This window comes from Rhodococcus sp. FG69, from assembly GCF_057808915.1.
The window spans coordinates 134,053-159,190 of sequence record NZ_JBMDIX010000005.1 but is presented as its reverse complement, the minus strand read 5'-3'; the positions used below and the strand labels follow the sequence as shown (position 1 = coordinate 159,190).

The 25,138-nt window shown below is 61.0% G+C and carries 5 protein-coding genes and 1 pseudogene; 2 read left to right on the top strand and 4 right to left on the bottom strand.

The genetic code is table 11. The annotated features are described in order from the left end of the window. Window positions 1–70 precede the first annotated feature (70 nt). A pseudogene (locus tag ACODSO_RS06615) lies at window positions 71–5,521 on the bottom strand (ATP-binding protein); the annotation flags it as partial. Between the two features lie 655 nt (window positions 5,522–6,176). Here ACODSO_RS06615 and ACODSO_RS06610 point away from each other — a divergent pair. After that, a complete protein-coding gene (locus tag ACODSO_RS06610; protein ID WP_489035953.1) occupies window positions 6,177–6,602 on the top strand; it encodes a YybH family protein in 426 nt (141 codons plus the stop codon). Between the two features lie 187 nt (window positions 6,603–6,789). Here the strand turns inward: ACODSO_RS06610 and ACODSO_RS06605 are convergent, their stop codons facing one another. From ACODSO_RS06605 to ACODSO_RS06595, 3 genes are all read right to left on the bottom strand, one after another. Next, on the bottom strand, window positions 6,790–9,159 hold the full coding sequence (locus ACODSO_RS06605; protein ID WP_489035952.1) for an ATP-binding protein: 2,370 nt from the start codon (window positions 9,157–9,159) through the stop codon (window positions 6,790–6,792). A 483-nt stretch (window positions 9,160–9,642) separates the two neighbouring features. Beyond that, window positions 9,643–11,202, bottom strand: a complete 1,560-nt coding sequence (locus ACODSO_RS06600) for an aspartate aminotransferase family protein (RefSeq protein ID WP_489035950.1) — start codon at window positions 11,200–11,202, stop codon at window positions 9,643–9,645. 38 nt (window positions 11,203–11,240) lie between these two features. Further along, window positions 11,241–11,591 (bottom strand): YybH family protein, encoded by a 351-nt coding sequence (locus ACODSO_RS06595; protein WP_489035948.1) that lies wholly within the window; start codon window positions 11,589–11,591, stop codon window positions 11,241–11,243. A 271-nt stretch (window positions 11,592–11,862) separates the two neighbouring features. Between ACODSO_RS06595 and ACODSO_RS06590 the strand changes: the two genes are divergently transcribed. Next, a complete protein-coding gene (locus ACODSO_RS06590) occupies window positions 11,863–25,011 on the top strand; it encodes an SDR family NAD(P)-dependent oxidoreductase (RefSeq protein ID WP_489035947.1) in 13,149 nt (4,382 codons plus the stop codon). Window positions 25,012–25,138: the final 127 nt, after the last annotated feature.

Here is a 25,138-nt window from a genome sequence, read left to right as displayed (position 1 = left end):
CAAAGTTCTCTCTTCCACTGTGATGGTCCTTACGGCGCGGGAACATCCCGGATACGGCCAGGGTCGAAACCTTCGCCATTCCGCGTTCGATGGCGGCGACGAGTTGCGGGCGCAGTTCGGCGGCGGGGACGATGTGGTGCACCGATCCGACGTTCTGCGCACGCTGGATGTTGTGGATGGCCTCGAATTCGGCGGCCACTTCACCCAGTTTGGCGTTGCGGGCGTTCGCTCGCACGGTGGCCAGCTCGACACGCAGGGCCGAGCGGGTGGCGTCGTCCTCGGCGGTGTTGAGTCGTGTCTCGAGTTCCTTGACGGTCGGGTCCGCTGCGGTGCGGGCGTTGACGTCGCGGGTGAACACCACTGCTGCGGCGGGGGCACCGCCGAGCACGGAGGCGAAGGAGCCCTCCACAGCGAGGACCTCCATGTTGTCGTTGAGCGCTCCGGAGAACACCACGAACGCGCCGCCGTGGTAGCGCGATACGACACAGAACACGACCGGTCCGTCGAAGTTGACGATGGCTCGGCCGATCTCGGCACCGTATTCGAGCTGGATGTTGCGCAGCGATTCGGGTGATCCGTCGAAGCCGGAGAGGTTGGCCAGCACCACGATCGGCCGGCTTCCGCTGGCTGCGTTGATGGCGCGAGCGGTCTTCTTCGACGAGTTCGGGAACAGGGTGCCCGAGGTCCACTGATCGGGGCCGTCGGACGGGAACCAGCCCTTGCGGGGGATGGCTCGCGATTCGATACCGATGACCGACACCGGGATTCCGGCGAGGTGGGCGTCGAACACCACGGAGGTGTCGGCGTCGGCCATGTCGGCCCAACGCTCGAGTACCGAGTGGTCCTGGTCCACCACGGCGCGCATCACGGTGCGAATGTCGAACGGCTTCTTGCGGTCGGGGTTGGTGACCGAGGAGAAGATGTCGCCGACGGTGGTGAAGTCGCTCGACGGGTGCACGTGCGGGTAGGTGCGCACGTCGCGCTCGGTCGGGTCCGCGGTGGCTGCCCGGCGTGGGAAGCGTTCTCCCGGTGCGGCGTACGCGTGATCGTAGTGAGCGAACAGGATGTCGCATGCGGCCCGCAGGTTCGGTGCCCAGTACTGCGCCTGGCCGTTGGGGCCCATGACGCGGTCGTAACCGCCGATGCCGAAGTTGTCCTCGGCCGAGACGCCGCCGGAGTAGTCCAGGGACTGCTTTCCGGTGAGCACCATCGCACTGTCGGGGGTCATCACCAGGATGCCCTTGGTGTGGAGGAGCATGGTGGCTTCGGCGTTCCAGTACGGCTGTGCGCCGACGTTGATGCCTGCGACCACGATGTTGATCTCACCGCCGGCCTGGGTGAAGGTGATGATGCGACGCAGTCCGCGCGAGACCCAGTCCATGTTCTCGGTGCCCGATTCCATGGAAATCGTTGCACCGGAGGACAATGCGAACCATTCGACGGGCGCGCCGAGTTGTTCGGCGAGGTCGATGGCCGCGACGATTCGCGAGCACTCGGCCTCGGCGACGGTGCCCAGTGCCTTGGTCGGGTCACCGAACAGCGCGACGCGGGTGATGCCCTCGGGGTACTTGGCGGTCGGGGTGGTCGCGACACCGACGATGACGCCTGCGGAGTTGCGACCGTAGGGGCGATCGACGGGAGCGAGCACGCCGTCGGCGTCGAAGTCGTACTCGGTGAACGTGCCGCCGTTGCTGCTGAGCAACGGAATCAGCTCGTACGGGTACACGGTGCCGCGGGCCTGCGACCGCTGAACCTTCTGGGTGTACTCGTCGAGGGGACGCATCGGCTCGGTCGGCGGCGGGGTTACCTTGGCGACGATTCCCGCGCCGGAACGGTACGACAGGCGCAACGCGACCTCGCGTGGCGTCGCTCCCGGTGTTTCGGCCAGTCGGGCGATGAGGGTGATCTCCTCGAGCCCTGCACCAATGGTCAGTGGCGCGATGTGCCTGGCGATGGTGGCGATGCGGTCGGCGGGAACGTTGAGTACCGGCCAGACGTAGAGCACGACGCGGTTGGCGTCGAGGCGCTTCTTGCCGCGTCCGGCCTGAGCGCGGCGGATGCCGTCGAGGCAGGCCGCCACGGTCCGCTCGATCTCCGGTACCGCGACGATGTTGCCTGCATCGTCCAACTGTGTGGTGACGCCGCGGATCTCGGCCAGGGCGACCAGTCGCTCGTCGGAGGGGTTGGCCTTCGACGTCAGGTGGAACAGGTACGTTCCGGCGCTGGCGGGCAACCGAACTCCGTCGAAGTTCTTCAGTCGCCACAGGTCCAGTCGTTGACCGGTCAGCGGGTGCATGTCCCGGATGATCGTGTCCTCGGAAAGATTTCCGTCCCGATCCGGTCTCAGGGTGATCTGGCGCGGCGATCCGGAACCGAACACTGTGACGGTGATTCGACGCCATGGTCCCGCATGCGCTTTTTGTCCTACGAGTTGCCGAATTTCGGCGCTGAGTTCGTCCCCGCTCAGCGGTGCATCGGGCCATGAGAGGTAGACATCGACGACCCGATGTTCCGGTGTGAGCTCCGCGACGGCCTTGATAGATGACAGAGCAGAAGGCAACGTGGATCGGTCGGTGCGTGTTGCAATGACATGCACCTCGATTGCATTGAGCACGAACGTCCCGGTGACGAACCTACAATTGCCGCGATCGAAAGTATTGACGTGTCGGAAGTGATGGATCCCATAGGTTTGACGAGTGATGGCTTCGAGCAGTGCATCGAGATCCACGTCGTCGAGAAGGTCGATGAGAGGTTCATCCACATCGACGATTTGCTTCATGCGGGCGGAGTAGTCGGCGGCGTCGGGGTTCTCGGCCAGGTACTGCAGGCTGCCACGGACGCCGTCGTAGATCTTCTCGCGTGCACTGCGGATCTGTGGCTCGTCGAACAGTCGGAAGCGCAGGTTGCGGGCGACGTCGCCGATGACGGGGTAGCGGGCCTGGGTGGCACCGATGAGGCGCTCGAGTACCTCGGCCATGGCCGGGGTGGCCTCGGGCTGCGTCGAGCAGTCGCTGAGCCAGTGGCCGAGCAGGGCCGCGATGACCGGAACCTGGTTCTCCATGCGCTGCAGGGCCAGGAAGACGCGGTAGACGGCCTCTTCGAGTTCGGGGGTGCGTCCCTCGTCGATGGCGGCGTCGTAGTGCGCGAGGGCGCGAGTGAGCTTGGCGCGGAACGAATCCGGAAGCCCCTGAACGTCCGCGTCCAGCGAGTGCAGGAACGAGTGGAAGTGCTCACGGGGGGAGTGGACGCGTTCGTCGGTGCTCTCCTCGTCCATCGTCGGCCGGTTCCGGGAGAGCTCGCAGATATCGGCGAACGTGCCCAGCAGAGCCAGCTCGGCGAAGACCAGCCCTGCGTCGTTGCGCGGCACATCCGCACGCAGAGTCTCATAGGTGGACAACAGGTTTCGAGCGCGTGCTCCGCTGACGTCGAAGCCGGTGATGAGGGCGGCCAGTTCGTCGAGCCGGTCCAGAGCGCGACGCTGCGGCGAGCGCTGCTCGGCGTCGTCGACACCGCGGAACTGCACGCGCGGTGCCTGCTCGGAGACCTTCTGCTCACCGGCCTGATCCACGCGAAGCAGTGCCGCTCCGGCGTCGACCTGTCCGTTGACCGAGGCCAGTACCTCACGCACGGTGCCCGCGTAGGGAGACCGGACGGCGGTTTCCATTTTCATCGATTCGAGGACGACCAGGGTCTGTCCCGCTTCGACCTCGTCGCCGACGGCGACCGGGACGGCAACGACCACGGCGGGAGCCGATGCGCGGACCAACCCGGCCTCGTCCTGCGAGATCTGGTGACTGATGCCGTCGACCTCGACGAGGAAGTGTGCGGCTCCGGCGACGGTGACCACCTGGTAACGGCGGTCGCCGATGACCAGACGACTCTCGTACTTGCCGAGGCGTTCGACGTCGACCTGAAGCTCGCCGATGCCGTCACCGTCGATGCTGTAGCGGTGCGTCCCGGTCTGGCCTACCTCAAGCTTGTAGGCCTGCCCCTGATAGTTCAATTCGACGGTGCGGCCGATGGCGTGGGTGGCGCGCGGGCGACCACCGCGTGCGGAGTTCAGGAACGCGGTGCGTTCGCGGCCTTCCTCGGCGTCGTAGGCGTCGATGGCGGCGGCGACAATGGCGATGTCGGCAACGGCCGTCGGGCCCACCTGGGAGCCGGCTTCGGTGCGGTCGAGCCAGCCGGTGTCGGCGGAGGCGGAGATGACTTCCTCGCGGTCGAGCAGGCTCAGCAGGAAGGACTTGGTGGTCGTTCCGCCGTCGATGACGACGGTGGTCTCACGCAGTGCATTGCGCAACCTCGCCAAGGCTTCGCTGCGGTCGCGGCCCCAGGCGATGACCTTGGCGACCATCGAGTCGTAATCGGGCGGGATGACGTCGCCCTGGGCGATGCCGGTGTCGACGCGGATGCCGGTGCCGAGGGGGAACTTGAGCAGCTCGACCGTGCCGGGAGCCGGTGCGAAGCCGTTGTCGGCGTCCTCGGCGTTCAGGCGAGCCTCGACGGCGTGGCCGAATTCGGGCGGGCATTCGCCGGGCAGTGCCTGGCCGTCGGCGACGAGGATCTGCAGCTTCACCAGGTCGATGCCGGTGGTGTATTCGGTGATGGGGTGCTCGACCTGCAGGCGGGTGTTGACCTCGAGGAAGGTGAAGATCTTCTGCTCGGGCTGGTACAGGTATTCGACGGTGCCTGCGCCCTGGTAGCCGGCGGCCTTGACGAGCTCGGCCGAGGCGGTGCGCAGCTGGTCGGCCTGCTCCTTGGTGAGCAGCGGTGAGCTCGATTCCTCGATGACCTTCTGGTTGCGGCGCTGGATGGAGCAGTCGCGCACGCCCGGGGCCCAGACGTTGCCGTGGCTGTCGGCGATGACCTGAACCTCGACGTGCCGGGCGTCGGTGACGAGCCGTTCGAGGAAGACGACGGGGTCGCCGAACGAGCGCTCGGCCTCACCCTGGGTACGTTCGAGAGAGAGTTCGAGTTCGTCCTCGTGGAAGACCTTGCGGATACCGCGGCCACCGCCGCCCGAGCGGGCCTTGATGATCAGCGGGTAGCCGATCGCCGCTGCGTGACGCCTGGCGTCGGCGCGAGTCTCGACGGGGCCGCCGGACCACGGTGCGACGGGGACGCCGACCTTCTCGGCGAGGATCTTCGCCTCGACCTTGTCGCCGAGCAGACGCATCGCGTCGGCCGACGGGCCGATGAAGGTGATGTTCAGACGGGCGACGAGGTCCGCGAACGTCGGGTCCTCGGCGACAAAGCCCCAGCCGACCCACACCGCGTCGGCACCGGACTCGACCAGCGCGGCCTCGAGGACGCCGTAGTCGAGGTAGGCCGATCCTGTCGCGGGCTTGCGCAGCGTGACCGCTTCGTCGGCCTGGCGGACGAACATCGCGCGCTTCTCCGCCTCGGTGTGCAGCGCTACGGTGCGGATGCCGTAATCGTGTTCGGCGTTGAGCTCTCGGACGGCTCGGATCAGGCGTACTGCTGCCTCGCCTCGGTTGACTACTGCAATCCGCTTGAACAAAACAACTCCAATCGATCTTTCAACGAGATGAAGGAGTGAAATCGAACTAGCCGACTACTCCGACATGAAATAGAAGAATATTTGGATCGAATCACACAAAGACCCGAACGCGTAGCCGCCACTGAACGCTACAAAATATTCAGCAGCCGTACATGATCGAAAGCGCACTCTCTTGAGAATCACCTTCTCACCAAACTTGTCACCAGAGTCAAGGACGAGGCGGCTTTAACGCCGTTATGTCTAGAGTGAAACAGTGTTGCGAGCTAAATCGGTAAATACCTGTCCACCCTCGGTAACCGACGGCACTTGATCCAGTTGAGGCCAGAATTATCGCGAAGTGAGCGCGCGTAGAACGAAGAGAGATCTAACCGTCGATAACATGGGCTACGCCTCGCACATCCGGGCGAGACGCCAGTCCGAACAGGCCAGGTGACGACGAACGTAGCAAGCACGGGCCAGGCTTCGGCGAACTGGGCGGTACTGAGGGATCGCCGCAACGTTCGGAAAGAAGCGAGAACGTCAAGCTCCAGCGCGACGCCCAAAGCATGAGCATTGCCTGACGTACACAAATGAACGCCGTCTCGGAATTCGACAACACCAGGCCGCAGAAGAATTCCTGTACATGCAGGGTAACCACGGACCATAAGGAGACAGAATGACTTCTCAGAACACGGACATTGATGATCTCAGCAACCTCATACTCACCGACGATCCGGAAGTGCAGAATGCGGTTTTCTTAACGGCCTTCAATTCTGGTGTAGGCGCAATTTTCGACAGCCTCTACCGCGAGGACGCCATCTCGAATTTGACCGGTGCGCCCCTCACCGGTAGTGCCCGGACTGCGGGTATCACCGAACTATTGGCCACCAATCCCAAGCTCGACTCGGTGGTCAAATATTCACACACCACGGGTGACACTTCTCTGATCGTAGTTGAGTTCAAACTTCAACTGACTGATGAGCACGGCCAGACTACCCAGCACAATGGCATCTGCACCGACGTCCTGGTACGAGAATCAGACGGCACCTGGTCGATGGCAATCGATCGGCCAATCATCTTGGAGTCGGTGGCAGTCAGCTAAAGGAAAGCGGAACCGTGCGACGGTCCGCGCCGCTCCCCCAAGGTAACGGAGTCGACTCCTACTGCGCAGAGTCGACTCCGTTACCTTGTGGCATCAGACAGTCGAGTGACGCAGTATGGAGTACTCGCACCTGAAGAAGATGAATTTCATTTAGCACGCTGCTGTCTGACCTGTGGTCAACGCCAGGTCAACATGCAACATCCTCTTGAGTCGAAGGGACTGACGACAGGTCGTTGCCCGCGACCACAGCTGACTCACTCGGTGCGGAATCTGGTTGCTGTTCGCTGTCCCAATCTGGCGCAGCTGTCATCAAGTCACGCATCAGACGGCGCGTGTCCTTATTCTGCTCAGGTTCTGCCAGCAGGGCTGTAGCTACTGACCTCATCGCGCGAGTCAACGAGCGATTACGTCTGGACCGCGGAACCTGCAGCATGCGCTCGACACCGGCGTCGGACAGGGGGGAGAGCGTAATCGTGGTTCCCCCCGTTTGATGTCCACCCCGGTCTCGCTGCACGAACAGCGCCGGTTGCGCTGCGGTGACGATCAGAATTGGCACTGCGCGAGCAGAGGCTTCGAGTTCTGCCAAGGCCTGCTGCACCGCCCCATGAGCCAGATGCAGGTCATCTACAACCAGGACGACCGGCTCACGGGCCGCCGCATCTGCCAGCAGGAGTCGCCACGCGAGCATGATCTCAGCCGTGAAAGGCAGGTGTCGGCTATCGCAAGGAGGGTCAACGAAAGGCCGGAGCCAGTGTCCTAGCCATTTCCGCTCGTCCCGTTGCGCAACAATCGAAACGAGGAGACTGTTGAGCTTGTTCAGTGCTTCAGTACGGCTGTCCGACTCGATGATTCCGCACAGAGAGGCAACTACACGGCGAGGGAGGTCCAGTGGCCCCTCCGCCGCGCGCGCAGCCGTCTGTAATACTCTGACGGGCTTACGTAACAACCCATCGGTAAACTCTGCGAGAAGCCTTGTCTTGCCTATGGATTGGCCGCCACGAACAGTCACAGAGTGAAGGCAAGATCGGTGTCGAACAAGTTCGAGCAAACCGTTCAGCACACTCATTTCGTGTTCGCGGTCGATGAAGGGTAGTTCGTCACTCTCGCTTGCCGAAACATCTACAATGTCACCGTGGCTCGGCGACAGTTTTATCTCTCCGTCCGGCACTGAGTCCAACAACCGATGAGCGTCCTCTATCAAACCCGCGGATACCACAGGCGCGTCTCCGTCTCCGGGGTCGTGTACGTACGATTCTCTCGTGATCACTGCGATTGCCACCCGCATTTCGGCGGTCGGATCTGCTGTAGCACCGAGCGTCGCATGCAGCTCCCTAGCCGCCTGAACAGCCAACTCAGTGCTTGACTGAAGGTCGAACAGGACGGCGGTAGTTGATCCGAGTGTCGCAAGGTTGACACCACCGTTCACACTCACCAGTTGTTGAACCCTGGCGGCGACAGTGTCGGAGCGAACATCGATCGAAGGCGACCCGGTCGCGAAGGCAGGAACAGCGCGAATGAGCAATACCGACACCATGCGGGGGCTTGAGGACGGGACCGTTGTTACGCACGTGAGCGAATCACGTGCGGCCGGCCTCGGCGCTTCCATCGATCCTGCAGTCGCCACACCAGTCGTTTCTACTGATAGTCGGGCAGCGACTTCGCCGTCGCGGCCTACGCTATCCAGCATGGTGGCGGGAAGATCGCTTGCGCGCCCAGCCACTGACTCGGCCATCGTGTGCGACCTTGCGTTCACCGACAAATCGGAGCAAGCCTGATCGACAACTTCGATTCGATTGGGTGAGTTCAAGGCGGGCGAGTGGTTCAAGATTGCTTGCTGCAGGTCGCGCAGCCGCAGGCCAGGTTCAAGACCGAGGTCATTCAGAGTTTCTCTGATCGTTGTGTACGTATTCAGTGCGTCAGCTTGTCGTCCGCAGCGGTACATCGCCAGCATCAGCTGTTCACAAGCACGCTCACTAAACGTCTCCGTCTCAACAAGTGCTTGGAGTTCGCCGAGTATCGATTCATGTCGACCACAGGCCAGCTCGGCCTCGAACAATGATTCCAATGTACCCAACCGGGAACGCTGTAGGGCTGATAACTCCGGCCACATTATTCCGGTTTCACTTAGGTCGGCCAAAGCGGGGCCTTTCCACAATGAAAGCGCTTCGCGCAGCAGCAACACTGCCTCAGCTGGTGCACTGGCGACTTTGCTACGGCCAAGCTCCGCCTGCTGGAGGAACCTGGCGTTGTCGATCTGCTCGGGGTCAACCCGAATCATGTAGCCAGGCGGGCAGGTGATCAGCGCGGGCGGATTCGAGCACCGAAATTGCGAATTGAACAGTGTTCGAAGACTCCACACGGAGTTTTGCAGAATCTTGCGAGACGACGCCGGCACGTCATCCGTCGGCCACAGGGCCCGCAACAATTTGCTTGTAGGCACAACTAGATTTGGTTGCAGCAGCAGTACACCCAGCGTTGCCCGCTGGCGAGTGCCACCCAACGGAATTTGATGCTCTCCGTCAAGCACGGTCAGTGGGCCCAAAACTTTGAACATCATGACTGCGTAGATCCCCCAGTCGTCGAATTGCAGCGACCCGCCCAGGGCACCAATGCCCCGGAATCCTCCAGAAGCGGCGGACTGTCAGGCCTGCGGCACGGGTTTACAACCGGCGGAAGCACTCGGCACCCGCCGTCTCGTGAGCAGTTGGGCGTCCAATCGCAACTCAAGAAGAGACTGGGTAGTACATTACGCGAGCTATTTTTGAGAACAAGAGCTTACTTTTTGGTAAGTAACGTCTCGTGAGCATCGCCAACTCATAGGCCGCACTCCGCCGTATAACGAGACGCTGCACTCCCGAGGGTGCAGGTGTCCTCCAGATTGCGCGGGAACTCGGTGTTTTATAGATGACTAAGTGCAGCCTAAGGGGCCAGGACATCGCTAGGGATCGAAGCTCTGCCTGGCCATCACTCGCTCGATGAACAAAGCGGCCGCGTGAACTGCAGGTGGCCCAAGGTGCCGATTTGCTGGTAGACGCAAGGGTCAGTTCGGCAGGAGTTCGGCCCCCTTCTCCTCTCTGACCAGTGCGCACAGTCCTCGCAAGGCTCGACCGGCTTCGGCCACCGCACTATCACTCAGGCCAATTGACGGCTCTGCTCTCAGCGTGTGTGGCGCACTCGCGGTGGGAAAGACCCGAATTGAGTACCTCCGTAGCAGGTGACCTGCGAAAACGTACCCGATCAACCCCTGGCGGGCATTCTCGGCTAGCACAGGGTCGGCTGAGTGACTCAGGTCAGCAAATTCGATACCCAACATCAGTCCAAGCCCTCGAACGTCCGAGATGACGTCGGGATAGTCCTCTTGCACGGACTTCAACTCCACCCGCAACGCCGCGCCGCGTTCTGTGGCTTGGCTGTATGCCGCACCATCGTCAGCCTCCAGCATTTGCAGCACCGTAATCCCCAGCCCGATGGAGAAGGCGTCTTTTGCGAACGTCGAACTGTGCACGAGTTCGAAATCACCGCGATATCTAGATGTGCGAATCATCGCAACCGACGATTTTGCAATTCCGCCACCGATACCTTTGGCCAACAGAATGTAGTCACCCACCAACCCAATATGTGCGGCCGCAAAGAATTTTCCGGTGCGCCCCATACCGCTTTGGATCTCATCGACGATAACGGGGAAGCCGTCCGCGTCCGCAGCATCGCGAATCTCGGTTGCCAACGCTTCGTCGATCACCCTTATGCCACCCTCCCCCTGCACCGGTTCCACAAAGAACCCTGCAATTACCGGCACTTTCTCCCGTCTCAATTGCAAGACTCCGTCCTCGATCATCGGCAGCAGAATTTCCGCCTGTTCCGAGAAGACAGCGTCATCAACAGCACCTGGCCGGGTAGCGACGAATCGTGCCTGAGCAGCCAACCCCTTGAACGGCGTTCGGTAACCAGGGTTGTGCGTCAGCTGGACGCTGCCAGTCAGCTTACCGTGGAAGCCGCCTTCGAGGGCGAGGAAGACAGGCCCTCGGGTGAACGCAGCCTCGTTCAACCGCTCCGCCGCTCGAGCTACCTGAACGATGTCCGCAGAGATGGGAGTTCCCAAGTGGTTGCTGGCCGCGGTCGAGACTTTCGGCGAACTCTCTGTAGCAGCGGTCCACAGTGCTGTTGCCATCGATCTCAGCTCGCTGACGCGGAGCACGCGATCAAGCTCGGCGTGCTTCATCGCGATCTCAACTGCCTCGGCTCCGCTGTTCCCGAAGAGAGCCGTATACGGCTCTTGGACGTTCAGTTCACGCTTGAGTACGGCATTCAGCGTATTTGCCAAATCATTGGCGTACGGGTGGTAGGAGAATTGAGCGTGAACAGGAACATTCGCGGCGAGCATTTCTTGCGCTTTTCCGACAAGTGTTGGATGGTTGTGCCCAAACACCAAGGACCCGTATCCACCGACCAGGTCCAGTACCGGGACTTCCTCTCCGTCTGCATTTCGGTAGAAGAGGGTATCTCCGGTGCCGCGCAGGTACTCGACATCCAGGCCGATGCTCTTTAGCATGCCACGCATGTGTGGCTCTGAGAGTTCGAGTCCTACATCAGATGCTGTCACTTCGACTCCATTTCGTCGGCGATTAGTTCTGTGGACGTTTACGCTTCACCGAACGGGTTGTCCACGACGTAGCGCCAGCGACCGTCGTCGCTTTTTCTGAGTACATCCAGGCCCAGCCCGGTGTGGTGTTCCGCTGGTAGTCCGCCGCCTTCGGGGATATCAATCTGCCAGTCCACGACAAGCAACGCGACGTCGTTGGTCACGTGTGATTCGCGTACCTTCGCCTGCATCACAGGTCCGCGCTCGAGATGCGCTCGAACCACTGCTTCGTGGTCGGTCCCAGTGACAGGGTTTCCTGGTTCCCACACCGAGACAGCGTCGTCGGCGTAGAGACTCATTACGCCGTCGATATCGCCGGCGTTGCTGCCTCGCACGTACGTGTCGGTCATTGTCAAAGGGTCGGTGACAGGTCCGACGGGACGGTCAGTCGTGTCCGTGTCTGTAGTCGTCATTTCCTCATCCGCTCGCCGTGTAGTGCGGCTGTCCCGCTCCACTGCGCTCAACGTAAACCCGCAGATTCTGGATGGGTTCATCCAGCGGTAACGGAGTCAGCGGTGGACAGCTTAGAACTGTCCAGAACCCAAAAGTGACCACACGGTCGGTACAAAAAGGAGGCCCAATAGTTCGATTTCGTTCGCCGCAAGAAAGCAGTCGAGTGCCATGACGAAGAGCCAGGCTGACACTACTTCGACCTACCCGACCGAACCGGTCGCAGTAGTCGGTATCGCATGCAGATTACCGAGCGCTCCGAATCCTGCTGCGTTCTGGAGACTGCTGCGCGATGGAGTGGATGCCGTCGGGCACACCCCTGCCGACCGGTGGGTCAGCGTCTCAGGTTTGTCGGACCCTTCGGGTCCAACAGAACACGGAGCGTATCTGGACTCGGTTGCGGACTTCGATGCCGCGTTCTTCGGCATATCACCACGCGAAGCGGGCGCGATCGATCCGCAGCAGCGGCTGACGCTCGAGCTCGTGTGGGAGGCACTCGAAGACTCAAAAATCGTGCCGGCTGATCTGTACGAAACAGAGGCATCCGTGTATGTCGGGGCGATGCGGGACGATTACGCCGAACTGGTCCACGCCGCTGGTAAATGGGCAATCGGTCAACACAGCAACGCTGGTCTGCACCGCGGCGTCATAGCCAATCGCGTCTCTTATGTATTAGGTCTTCGCGGTGCCAGTGTCGTAATCGACACCGCCCAGTCTTCATCATTGGTAGCGGTCCATATGGCCGCCGAAGCCGTATCCGCCGGTCAGACACCTCTGGCGATCGTTGCTGGTGTCAATCTCAATTTGCTTGCCGAAAGTGCCCTTGCCGCAGAGAACTTCGGGGGACTCTCCCCAGACGGTCGATGCCGCACCTTCGATGCTCATGCGAACGGGTTCGTTCGCGGAGAAGGTGGCGCGGTCGTTGTACTCAAACCGCTCTCGGCAGCTTTGGCCGATGGCCAAGACATCTACGCCGTTATCCGTGGCAGTGCGATCAACAACGACGGTGCAACTGACGCACTTACTGTGCCGAGCAGAGTTGCCCAAGAACTTGTCATCCGCGCAGCACACGGGCGGGCGGGTGTACGGCCGAACGACGTGCAATACGTCGAACTCCACGGAACTGGCACACCGGTGGGCGACCCCATTGAAGCTGCCGCACTCGGCTCAGCTATCGGCTCGGCGCGGACCGACACTTTGCCGGTCGGTTCGGTCAAGACCAACATCGGCCATCTGGAATCCGCTGCCGGCATTGCAAGCTTGCTCAAGGTCGTTTTGGCTATCCACCATCGAGCGCTCCCCCGAACCTTGCACTTCGAGACGCCGAGTCCAAACATTCCTCTGACGGAATTGAACCTGACCGTTCAGGCTGAATACACCGATTGGCCGGATCCAACTGCCCCACTCATCGCCGGAATCAGTTCATTCGGGATGGGTGGAACCAACTGTCATCTCGTTGTCTCAGAACCACCGTCAATTGCACATGTCGATCGCCACCCCGTCGAACGCAGCTCGGATCTGGTCGCCATTCCAGTATCTGCTCGCACCGTCAGTGCCTTACGTGAGCAGGCCGCGTCACTTCACGACTACACATCCGACTTCCTGAAGTTGGGGTATGCAGCAGCCGTCACCCGTACCCACTTCGAGCATAGAGCCGTGATCGTTGCATCAGAACAGTCCACCGTTCTCGACGGGCTCTCAGCGCTGGCCAGAGGAGTTCCACACCCTGCCGTAGTCGTCGACACAGTTCAACCGGCGGGGGTAGGTCTGCTCTTCACCGGGCAGGGAGCGCAACGGGTCGGCATGGGATCGGAGCTCAGCGAGCACTATCCCGTATTTGCCGACACATTTCGGCGCTTAGTCGCAAGTTTTGCGGGTTTGGAAGAAGCGATTTCCACCGGTACGCACCTGAATCAGACCGAATTCGCTCAACCGGCCTTGTTTGCATTCGAGGTCGCTGCCTTTGCACTTGTATCTTCCTGGGGCATAAACGCTGAAGTCTTGGTAGGGCATTCGGTCGGAGAGATTGCCGCTGCCCACGTCTCAGGTGTTCTTTCTGAGGAAGATGCCTGTGCTCTGGTGGCCGCTCGCGGCAGATTGATGGGGATGTTGCCGCACGGTGGCGCGATGGTGGCTGTCGCTGCGTCCGAGGACGATGTTATCGATGTACTTGGAGACGGCGTCGTCGTCGCAGCAGTCAACGGACCCAACTCGGTCGTACTTTCTGGACCCGAAGATGCGACTCTGGCGGCCGCCCAGACAATGCGCGATCGAGGTGCGCTCGTGAAACGTCTGAGCGTGAGTCACGCCTTCCATTCGTCGATGATGGATCCGATGCTGAGCGCGTTCGCTGAAGTCGTCGATGGTTTGACTTTGAATCCGCCTAGGATACCAATCGTTTCGACGGTCACCGGCGACGCGGTGACGCACGAAATGAGCTCCCCGGAGTACTGGGTGCGGCAGGTACGCGAGCCCGTTCGCTTTTTGGACGCCATCTCGGGGCTGACTGTCGCCACCTTGATAGAAGTTGGCCCTGATGCGGCGCTTGCGGGCTTGGTTGCTGATTGCCTGCCGGAAAACGTGGATATCCACGCACTTGCCCTCCAACGCACTGACCGGTCCGAATCTAAAACCGCAGTGACTGCTCTAGCCCGAGCCCACGCGAGAGGGGCTGACATCGACTGGAATGCATTCTACGGGGATGTCGATTCACGGCCGATTGCACTGCCCACCTACAGTTTTCAGCGGAATCACTATTGGATCACCCAAGCGCCGGCCTCTCAAGCGAACGCATCATCTGCGAAGGATATTCCACGCGGCGCCAAGTCCGAACTCGCTGCCGATATCAGCGCTTCGGTGGTTGACGCAGCCATTGTGGGTGCCCACGTCGCAGCCGTACTCGGTGTCACCGATCCGACTTCGGTTCCGCCAAACACCCCGCTCAGGGACCTTGGCTTCAGTTCGCTGATGCTGACGGAGTTGCGAGATGCATTGTCCGACGCAGTCGGCCGTCGATTGCCGGCCACCGTTCTGTTCGACTATCCAAGCATTGCAGCTCTGACCGAACATCTTGCTGGAATCCAGGAGAGCAGCGATTCCGACGGCCACCGTCGGATGCCATCGAACGACCCGATTGCCATTGTCGGCATGGCATGCCGCTACCCAGGCGGGGTGGCCTCACCCAATGATCTTTGGAAACTGGTTTTCGACGGAGTCGACGCTGTCGGACCGTTCCCCACTGACCGCGGATGGCCAACTGACCTATACGACCCCGACGCAGAGGCATCCGGTAAGAGCACCGTGAACGAGGGCGGCTTCCTCGACGACGTCGCCAATTTCGATGCTGCCTTCTTCGGCATTTCTCCGCGCGAAGCTACAGCAATGGACCCCCAGCAACGCTTGTTGCTGGAAGTCTCCTGGGAGTCCCTCGAACGATCCGGTATCGAGCCTGAAAGCCTTCGTGGTTCGCGTACAGGAGTGTTCGTGGGCGCAACAGTCAGCGACTACGGGTCGCGAATGCACGAAGCGCAACCTGAATCCGAAGGCCACATTTTGACGGGGCTCGCACCGAGTGTGCTCTCCGGCCGTATCGCTTACCAGCTCGGCCTCTCTGGACCTGCACTGACAGTCGACACTGCTTGTTCTTCATCGTTGGTTGCGCTACACCTGGCTGTGCAGTCACTCCGCTCCGGCGAAGTGGACGCCGCGCTGGCCGGCGGTGTGGCGGTCATGGCTGCACCGGGTATGTTCTTGGAGTTTTCTAGGCAACACGGTCTCTCAGCAGATGCACGATGCAAGTCTTTTGCGGACGGGGCCGACGGCACCGTGTGGGCAGAGGGTGCCGGAATGTTGACATTGATGCGGGAGTCCGATGCGCGCCGCGAAGGTAGAACGGTTCTCGCCGTCATACGCGGTTCGGCAATTAACAACGACGGTGCCACCAACGGTCTCACAGCTCCCAGTGGGGCAGCTCAACAGCGGGTCATTCGTCGCGCGTTGGCAGACGCCGGACTAACCTCGGCTGACATCGACGCTGTCGAAGCACACGGTACCGGCACTCCGCTTGGCGATCCGATCGAAGCAGAAGCGTTGGCTGCCGCTTACGGACGAGAGCGTAACGCTCCCTTGCTATTAGGCTCACTGAAGTCCAATACAGGCCATACCCAAGCCGCCGCTGGAGTGGGCGGCGTGATCAAGATGGTCGAATCCTTGCGCCGGGGAATAGTACCGGCAACACTTCATGCGGAGACCCCCAGTTCTCAAATCGATTGGGCATCAGGTGCGCTGGAGTTGGTGACGGACAATCGTCCGTGGCCTCAGACCGAACGCACACGTCGCGTTGCTGTCTCGTCGTTCGGGATCAGCGGAACGAATGCTCACCTGATTCTCGAGCAGGCGAGCACCGTTACGGTTGAGTACACGTCGGAGACCCACCCCGCTCCTTGGGTGTTGAGCGCCAAAACCCCGACCGCACTCCAGGCAATGGCGCACATCTTGGCTATCGACACCGACCCCGAAGCAGACCCGAATTCAATCGCCGCAGCACTTGCAGTGCGTCCACGCTTCGTCCATCGCGCCGCGATCGTTGGTAGCTCCCAAGAAGAACGGCTGGCGGGACTAACGGCACTGGCACAGGGCGAGAAGTCCGCAGCGGTGGTTCGTGGATCAGCGAATCCGTCACCTCGACTCGCCTTCCTCTTTACCGGTCAGGGCGCGCAGCGCGTGGGTATGGGCGTTGAGCTCGCCGAGGCTTTCCCGGTTTTCGCTACGGTGTTCGCCGATGCTATCGCCGCCCTCGACCCACATCTCGACCGACCATTACGCGATGTGATAGCCAACGGCCCCCCTGAAATGCTGGCGCGCACGGAGTACGCGCAACCAGCGCTGTTCGCATACGAAGTAGCCCAGGCGCGGCTGCTCGCAGCGTACGGGCTCGTTCCAGACTTCGTGGTTGGCCACTCTGTGGGCGAATACGCCGCTGCGTACACAGCCGGCCTGTTCGACCTTGAAGACGCTGCCAAACTTGTCGCAACCCGCGGGCGATTGATGCAGTCCGCGCGGGCCGACGGTTCGATGATTGCTGTCACCGCATCCGAGGACGAGATCACCCCTACCCTCGCGTCATTCAACGGACGCGTATCGATTGCGGCAGTGAACGGCCCGAATGCTGTGGTGCTCGCGGGGGACACAGCAGCAGTGCGATCTGCGGCCGAACAGTGGGCAGCAAGAGGTCGGCGAGTCCACGAACTGCGCGTGAGCCACGCTTTTCATTCACCGCACATGGACGGTGTGCTCGACGAGTTTCGTTCAGCGGTGGCCGACGTGAGGTTCTCGACGCCGACTGTGCCCATCATCTCCACCGTTACCGGAACGGTTACCGACCTCACGACGGCGGACTACTGGGCGGGCCAGATCCGCGCGGGTGTGCGCTTTCACGACGCTCTTCTCACGCTTGCGGAATCTGGTGCAACCGTTCACGTCGAAGTCGGTCCAGACGCGATTCTCACGCCTCTCGCCACAGCTTCGCTTCCCGACGGTGCCGCAGTTTTCGCAACAGGACGCAAAGGGCGTTCAGAATCTGAAGTCACCATGCGCGGCATCGCTGACGCATACACCAGGGGCGCTTCGTTCGCGCTGCCCGCTGGCCCGGCCGTCAGCTTGCCGACCTACCCCTTCCAACGAGAACGCTTCTGGCTCCCTCCGCGCAGACGGGACATCACCGGACAGGGGATCGACACGGTACAAAACCCCTTGCTGACAAGCGTTACCGAATTGGCTGAGAGCAAGGCCATGGTCTTCTCTGCCAGCCTCTCCGTCGCCGAGCACCCCTGGCTGGCAGATCACACCATCGGGGAGAACCTCGTTGTACCTGGTACGGCGTTGCTCGAGTTGGCGGCCGGTGCGGGACGACATATCGGTACGACCGCCATCGAGGAACTCACACTGGAAGTGCCCCTTGTACTGAGTATGGACTCGTCCGTTCGCATGCAAGTCACAGTTTCCGACGAACTCGCAATCGCGATTTACTCGCGACAGGAAGATAGTTGGGTACGACACGCCTCCGGAGTGTTGGGCGCGGGTTCGGCGAGTACGGGAACGTTGACAGAGTGGCCGCCGCCTGGAGACCAACAGTCAGTCGAGGCGATCTACGAACGATTGGCTGATCTGGGCTACAACTACGGTCCCGCGTTCCGCGGCTTGACAGCACTGTGGCGCGATGGAAACGACTCTTACGCGGAAGTTCGCCTCCCTGAAACCCTGAACGGCGGCGAATTCGAAGCGCACCCGGCCATCCTCGATTCCGTCCTACACCCGTTGGTCCATGCCGCTGCCGACCATCCGGGCCGAATCAAACTGCCATTCGCATGGTCGGGCGTGAGGTTCGACCGATCCGGCTTGTCGGCGTATCGAGTAAAGATAAGCACCACCGGTACCGACAAGGCCACGATAGTTATAGCTGACGACGCAGGTGCCCCTGCCGGTGCCGTCGAGACTGTGGTGATACGTGCGGTCGAAAAATCGGCGATGGTGGGGTTCCGGGATAGTTTGTTCGAGCTGACGTGGATACCGGTTCCTGCGACCGCGCGCTCGAACGCGCCATTACATCTGCTCGACGTAGACGGACACACCCCACTAGCTACGGCGGCCTCGACCTTGGCCGGGGCGACAGCCTGGCTGGCAGCAGACCACTCGCCGGAAGAGCGTCTGATAGTGCGGACACGAAGGGCTGCTGCGGATAGCACCGCCGTCGACCTGGCTGGTGCCGCGGTGTGGGGCCTGATCCGGTCGCTACAAAGCGAGCACCCTGATCGGTTTGTCATTCTCGACACGGACAGCGATGGTGACAACCTTCGCGAAGCCGTAGCCACCGGAGAACCGCAATTGGTCTCACGAAACGGTGTTTTGCACGTACCTCGTCTCACGAAAGCGCCCCCCGCCGGCGAATCACCCGACTTCAGTTCCGGCACTATTCTCATAACGGGTGGCACAGGCGGACTGGGTGCACTCCTAGCACGACATTTGGTCACCGCGCATGGTGCGACAGACCTAGTACTCGTCAGCAGGCGGGGAATTGACGCTCCGGGAGCATCCAAACTCGTCGCGGAGTTGACCGTACTCGGAGCAGCCGTCCGCGCCGTGGCGATTGACGTGACCGACAGAGTATCCCTGACTGGACTCGTTCACGGCATTGACGATCTTGTTGCAGTCATCCACACAGCGGGCGTTCTCGCCGATGGTGCTGCCACCTCGCTCACAGATAAGCAGCTTGCGGACGTGCTCGCGCCGAAGGCCGATGCCGCACTCCTGCTTCACGAACTGACACTCGACCGCCAATTGGTGGCGTTCGTTCTTTACTCGTCGGTGTCTGGGCTAGTGGGTACTCCAGGTCAAGCCAACTATGCTGCAGCCAACACGGTTCTTGACTCGCTGGCGGCACACCGCCGCGCCGCCGGACAGCCGGGAACTTCCTTGGCATGGGGTCTGTGGGACAACACAGCCGGAATGGGGTCTGCGCTCAAGCCCTCAGACCTGGCTCGCTGGGGGCGATCTGGGTTCGCCCCGTTGACTGCCGCGCGAGGACTTGAATTGTTCGACGCTGCGCTATGCATCGACGCTGCCGTAATCGCACCAGTCGAGTGGTCGCCCGCCGGAGTCGGCCGTTCCGACGTTCCGGCTGTCTTGCGGGATCTCGTTTCACCCCCCCGCAAGAAGGACCAGTTGCACGAACAACCCTCGTGGGTGACCGACGTTGCAGCACTAAACGAATCGGCGCGGGTAGAGGCGGTACGTAGTCTCATACGTGAACAGACCGCGACAGCACTTGGATTTCAGACGGCGTCAGCAGTTGATCTGTCGACTGCGTTCAGAGAACAGGGATTTGATTCACTCGCTGCTGTGGACCTGCGTAATCGACTGTCTACGATCACCGGACTACGGCTGAATGCCACGACTGTTTTCGACTATCCCTCGCCGGAGAAGCTTGCTGACCACCTCGTTTCGCTTCTCACCCCTGCTACGCCCACAGTTCGAGAGTCGGTTCAACGCGCGAGCTCGCCAGCCGACCCGATAGTCGTCGTGGGGATGGCATGTCGCTACCCAGGCGGAGTCCGCTCTCCAGAAGAGTTGTGGCAGCTGGTTTCGGATGGTGTCGACGCGACCTCCGAATTTCCCGACAACAGGGGGTGGAATGTCGATGCGCTCTACGACCCGGACCCGGATCACGCCGGGACCAGCTATACGCGACATGGTGGGTTCTTACATGATGCCGACTTGTTCGATGCCGAATTCTTCGGGTTGTCCCCGCGTGAGGCGACTGCGACCGACCCTCAGCAGAGACTGTTGTTGGAAACCGCCTGGGAGACTTTCGAGGATGCGGGTATTGATCCGAACGCCCTACGCGGCACCCGCACCGGCGTGTACACCGGCGTCATGTACGACGACTACGCATCGCGCTTGCATTCTGCGCCAGCGGAGTACGAAGGTTTTCTGCTGGCCGGCAACACATCCAGTGTTATTTCGGGTCGCCTGGCCTACAACTATGGGTTGGAAGGGCCGGCGATCACGGTCGATACCGCGTGCTCTTCATCCCTGGTCGCACTCCATCTCGCGGCGCAAGCTCTGCGGAACGGGGAATGCGACCTAGCGTTGGCTGGTGGGGTAACGGTGATGTCCGGACCGACTACCTTCGTCGAGTTCTCGCGCCAGCGAGGACTTTCGGCCGACGGCAGGTGCAAGTCATTTTCCGATTCAGCCGATGGAACAGGGTGGTCTGAGGGTGTCGGTCTGCTGCTAGTCGAGCGGTTGTCGGATGCAGTCGCGCGCGGACATCGGATCCACGGCATTGTGCGCGGTTCAGCGGTCAATTCTGACGGTGCATCGAATGGTCTGACTGCCCCGAACGGACCGTCACAGGAACGGGTTATTCGCGATGCACTGGCGGCGGCGGGGCTCGACACCGAGGACGTCGATGCAGTTGAAGCGCACGGCACTGGCACCAAGCTCGGGGATCCGATAGAAGCCCAGGCCATCATGGCAACCTATGGCGCTGACCGTGATGCCATGCGTCCTCTCCTGCTGGGTTCGCTGAAGTCGAACATCGGACACACTCAGGCGGCAGCGGGGGTCGGCGGAGTGATCAAGATGCTGATGGCCATGCGGCACGGAGAGCTACCGCGCACGTTGCATGTCGATACTCCATCGAAGCAAATCGACTGGGACGCCGGCGCAGTCGAACTTCTGACCGCTGCTCGACCATGGACTGCCGACCGTCCGCTTCGCGCGGGGGTGTCGTCGTTCGGTATCAGCGGAACGAACGCTCACGTTATTTTGGAAGCTCCGGATCGGCCCGCGTTACGAGAGCCTCGATTGCGTCAACCGACGCGAGACATCATTCCATGGGTTCTCACCGCACGCGACGCCGATGGACTGGCGGAGCAAGCAAGCAAACTACGAGCATTCGTAGAGGATCGTCCTCATCTGGATCCGGTCGACGTCAGCTTTTCGTTGGCGACTACCCGAGCGAAGCTGGATCACTCGGCAGTGATCCTCGGTGCGGATCGGAATCAGCTGATTGATGGGCTCGAAACAGTTGCTGCCGGCGGTGTTTCGGCATCGGTATTCATCGGTAGGCGTGCGGGCTTAGGTAAAGTAGCTTTTCTGTTCACCGGGCAGGGCGCTCAGCGACTGGGCATGGGACGCGAATTATACAATTTGTCAACAGTATTCGCGGACTCGCTGGACGAAACGATGGATCACCTGGACCGCCGGTCCGGGATCGCTCTACGGTCCGTCCTGTTTGCAGCGGACGGTGACGGTGGAGATTCCGCTCAGCTGGATCAGACGATGTTCACTCAATTGGCCACTTTCGCAATAGAGATCGCGCTGTACCGATTCATCGAACACTACGGTGTGCGGCCAGATGCACTTATGGGCCATTCGGTCGGCGAAATCGCGGCGGCACATGTGGCTGGCGTCCTCGACCTCGCAGACGCGTGCACCCTCATCGCCGCACGCGCCCGCGCGATGCAGAGTGCACGCAACGACGGTGCGATGGCGTCTCTGGAAGCCGACGAAGACCAAGTCCGTGCAGCCCTGCATGACGTGACCGGTGTCGACATCGCTGCTTTCAACACACCGACGTCCACCGTCATCTCGGGTGACGCAGCATCGGTCGATGCCGTCGCTGACGGCTTCCGGGAACGGGGCAAGCGGGCTACATCCCTTCGCGTCAGCCATGCTTTTCACTCCTTGCATATGGATGAGATTCTCGAAGATTTCCGCGCGGACATCAACGACATCACATTCCATGAACAAACAATTCCTGTTGTCTCTAATGTGACCGGTCGCGTGGCCGAACCGGGCCTACTGCAGGACGTGAACTATTGGATAGGACATGTGCGGAGACCGGTCAGGTTTGTCGATGGTGTGAGAGCACTAGAGAGCGAAGGCGTCACCGAGTTCGTCGAGCTCGGCCCCGATGCAGTTTTGACAGCACTTGTCCAGAAATCCAGTACGAGAACTCCGGGTTCTGCAGTGTCTTTGCTTCGGGCAAACAGGTCAGAGGCAACTTCCGCGCTCGCTGCGTTGGCGACTGTCCACGCAAATGGCGTGCATGTCGATTGGACAGTCAACCTCCCGCAAGCAGACTCGATATCACTGCCCACTTACGCATTTCGCTCGAAGAGGTACTGGCTACCCGAAGCAGGTGTGTCTTACGGTGACGCGTCACTTGGCCTAGGCGGCAGTACCCATCCTTTGGTCGGTGCTGTAGTCCAGCTGGCAGAGGGTGGCTCGGTCGTTCTGATAGGTCGCATGTCGATTAAGCAACTTCCGTGGCTCGCTGACCATCGGATTCAGGGCAACACTGTTGTGCCGGGCTCGATGCTGATCGAGCTGGTGCTACAGGCTGGGGAAGAAATCGGACTTCTCAGCGTGGGGGATCTGACGATAGCAACGCCGATCGTGCTGTCCCTGGACGATTCGATCGAAGTTCAAGTTGCCGCGTCTCCGGACGACGGAAGAGTGACAGTCCGTTCACGTAGCGAAGACGGCACCTGGACGCTTCATGCAGAGGGCACGCTCGTTAACGAGTTGCAGCCGACTCTCTCTTCGGCGGTTGCCGGCCAAGAAGTCGAGGTCGATTACGCACACCTGGCTGAACACGGCTACGAGTACGGCCCGGCTTTCAGGGGTCTTCGGTCACTCCATCGTAAGGGGTCCGAGGTGTTGGCTGAAGTAGTCCTCCCCGAGTCATTGCGCGTGGATGCCGCCTCGTATGCCCTACACCCGGCGTTGTTGGACGCAGCCCTACATCCGCTGCTGCTTCTCGACGACAACCCAGCAGCACTCCCATTCTCGTTCTCTGGCGTCACTGTGCATGTCTCGGGAGCCACGGCTGTCACGGCCATAATCTCGACTTCGGGCGATGTCAATAGTTCACTCTCAGCATCGATTTCCTTCCTAGGACCAGACGGCGTCTCGGTCGCAACGATCGAGGAACTAGTGCTTCGACCGACTTCCGGGATCGGCATCCCCGCGCGCGGTCTACATCGGTTGACATGGCGAGAGCTAACGACATCTTCATCCACGTCGCTACCGTCACCAGTCGTGGTTGAGCCGGGTGCTCTATCGGACGTCGCGGGCTCGCCCGTATACGTCGCCTTGAGCGTTACCGGTGATGCGCATGCGTCAGTGCACAGCACGTTGGGTTCGATTCGAGAGTGGCTATCCAGTAGCCGTTTTGAGAAGTCCACCCTGGCCGTCGTCACACAGGGAGCCCAGGTCGAGTCAGCTGATCCGGCCACAGCAGGTGTGTGGGGCTTGGTACGCACTGCGATGTCGGAAAACCCCGAGCGGTTCGTGCTGGTGGATCTGGATCGGGCTGACAATATTGCTGGATTGCAGATTGCACTGGCGTCCGGGGAGCCGGAGGTTGCCGTGCGCAGCAATCGTCTGCTGGTCCCCAGACTCTCCGCTGTCGTCCCTCAGCCTGTGAAAGTAGGTTGGCTACAGGACCCTGTGCTTGTCACCGGCGCCACAGGTGCTCTAGGTTCCGTCGTAGCTCGTCATCTTGTAGCACGCCACGGTGTCAAGGAATTGATCCTGTTGTCCCGGCGTGGAATTGAAGCTCCGGGGGCCGCTGGTCTTGTCGCCGAGCTGACCGAATTGGGCGCGTCAGTGACATTACTTGCGTGCGACGCCTCCGACCGCGACGCGCTCGCCGGTGCGCTCCACGGACATGCCATCGGCTCGGTTGTTCACACCGCTGGGGTATTGACTGATGGTCTGGTCACGACTCTGACCGCCGAGCAGGTCGATCGCGTATTGGCTCCGAAGATCGCCGCAGCCTGGAACCTGCACGAGTTGACCTTGGATCGGAAGTTATCCGCGTTCGTTCTCTATTCCTCGATTGCGGGCCTATTCGGGACGCCCGGACAGGGCAACTACGCCGCTGGCAACTCATATCTTGACGCGCTAGCCGAGTATCGCCGCGGGCTTGGCTTACCTGGAATTTCACTTGCCTGGGGCCTGTGGGCGGATGCGTCGGGTATGGCTGGGGACTTGACGGAGACCGACCTACGGCGCCTCGCCAGGGCCGGTCTACCACCGTTGTCGAACGACGAAGCGTTGTCGCTGTTCGATTTGGCCGTCAGTGGCGAAGACGCGATCGTCTCGATCACCAATTTCAACCTTCCGGTGCTGCGCGCCCAGAGCGGACCGAGTCCCGCTGTCATGAGAGATCTCGTCCACGGTCGCGCTGTGCGACCTAGGGCAACAACAGGATTCGCAGTACCGAATACGGCGCAAAGCGGGAAATCCTTACTGGCCGAGCTGTCCGGTGCTGATCGCACATCGGCTCTGATTGATCTGGTGGTTGCTGAAACTGCCGGCGTCCTCGGCTATGAGACCAGCGCCAAGGTCGACTCGAGCCGAGGATTCTCCGAACTGGGTTTCGACTCGTTGACTTCAGTGGAGCTGCGCAACAGATTGATGTCGGCCACAGGCCTAAAACTCCCGTCGACGATGGTATTCGACCATCCCAGCCCGGAAGCGATCGCATCGTATCTGGACAAGCTCATAGGTCAGCCCAGCGGACCATCGCTGACAGACGAGCTCGATCGCCTTGCCGCTCTGATCACAGCGAGCGGCGAAATCGACGAGCCGGCAGTAATCCGCCTCCGCGAGTTGGCGGTACTGGCCGAAGCAGCGTCAACGGCGGCGCAGAAGGTCTCCCGCGCATCGCTAGAAGCGGCTTCCGACGATGATCTCGATTCGGCCAGCGATGAGGAGCTCTTCGCGATGCTCGGCGACCTTGACTGACCAACGTCCGCGTTCGATTCTTCCCTCCGATCACCCCCATTAACAGGAGAACACAGTGGCCGATGATCAAGAGCTCCGCACATATTTGAAACGTGCCATTGCGGACGCGCGAGATGCAAAACGAAAG

Bases quoted from the DNA above. Each gene is read 5' to 3' on its own strand.
- ACODSO_RS06595 (WP_489035948.1), bottom strand. From the start codon at position 11,591: ATGACCGACACGTACGTGCGAGGCAGCAACGCCGGCGATATCGACGGC.
- ACODSO_RS06610 (WP_489035953.1), top strand. From the start codon at position 6,177: ATGACTTCTCAGAACACGGACATTGATGATCTCAGCAACCTCATACTC.
- ACODSO_RS06590 (WP_489035947.1), top strand. From the start codon at position 11,863: ATGACGAAGAGCCAGGCTGACACTACTTCGACCTACCCGACCGAACCG.
- ACODSO_RS06605 (WP_489035952.1), bottom strand. From the start codon at position 9,159: ATGATGTTCAAAGTTTTGGGCCCACTGACCGTGCTTGACGGAGAGCAT.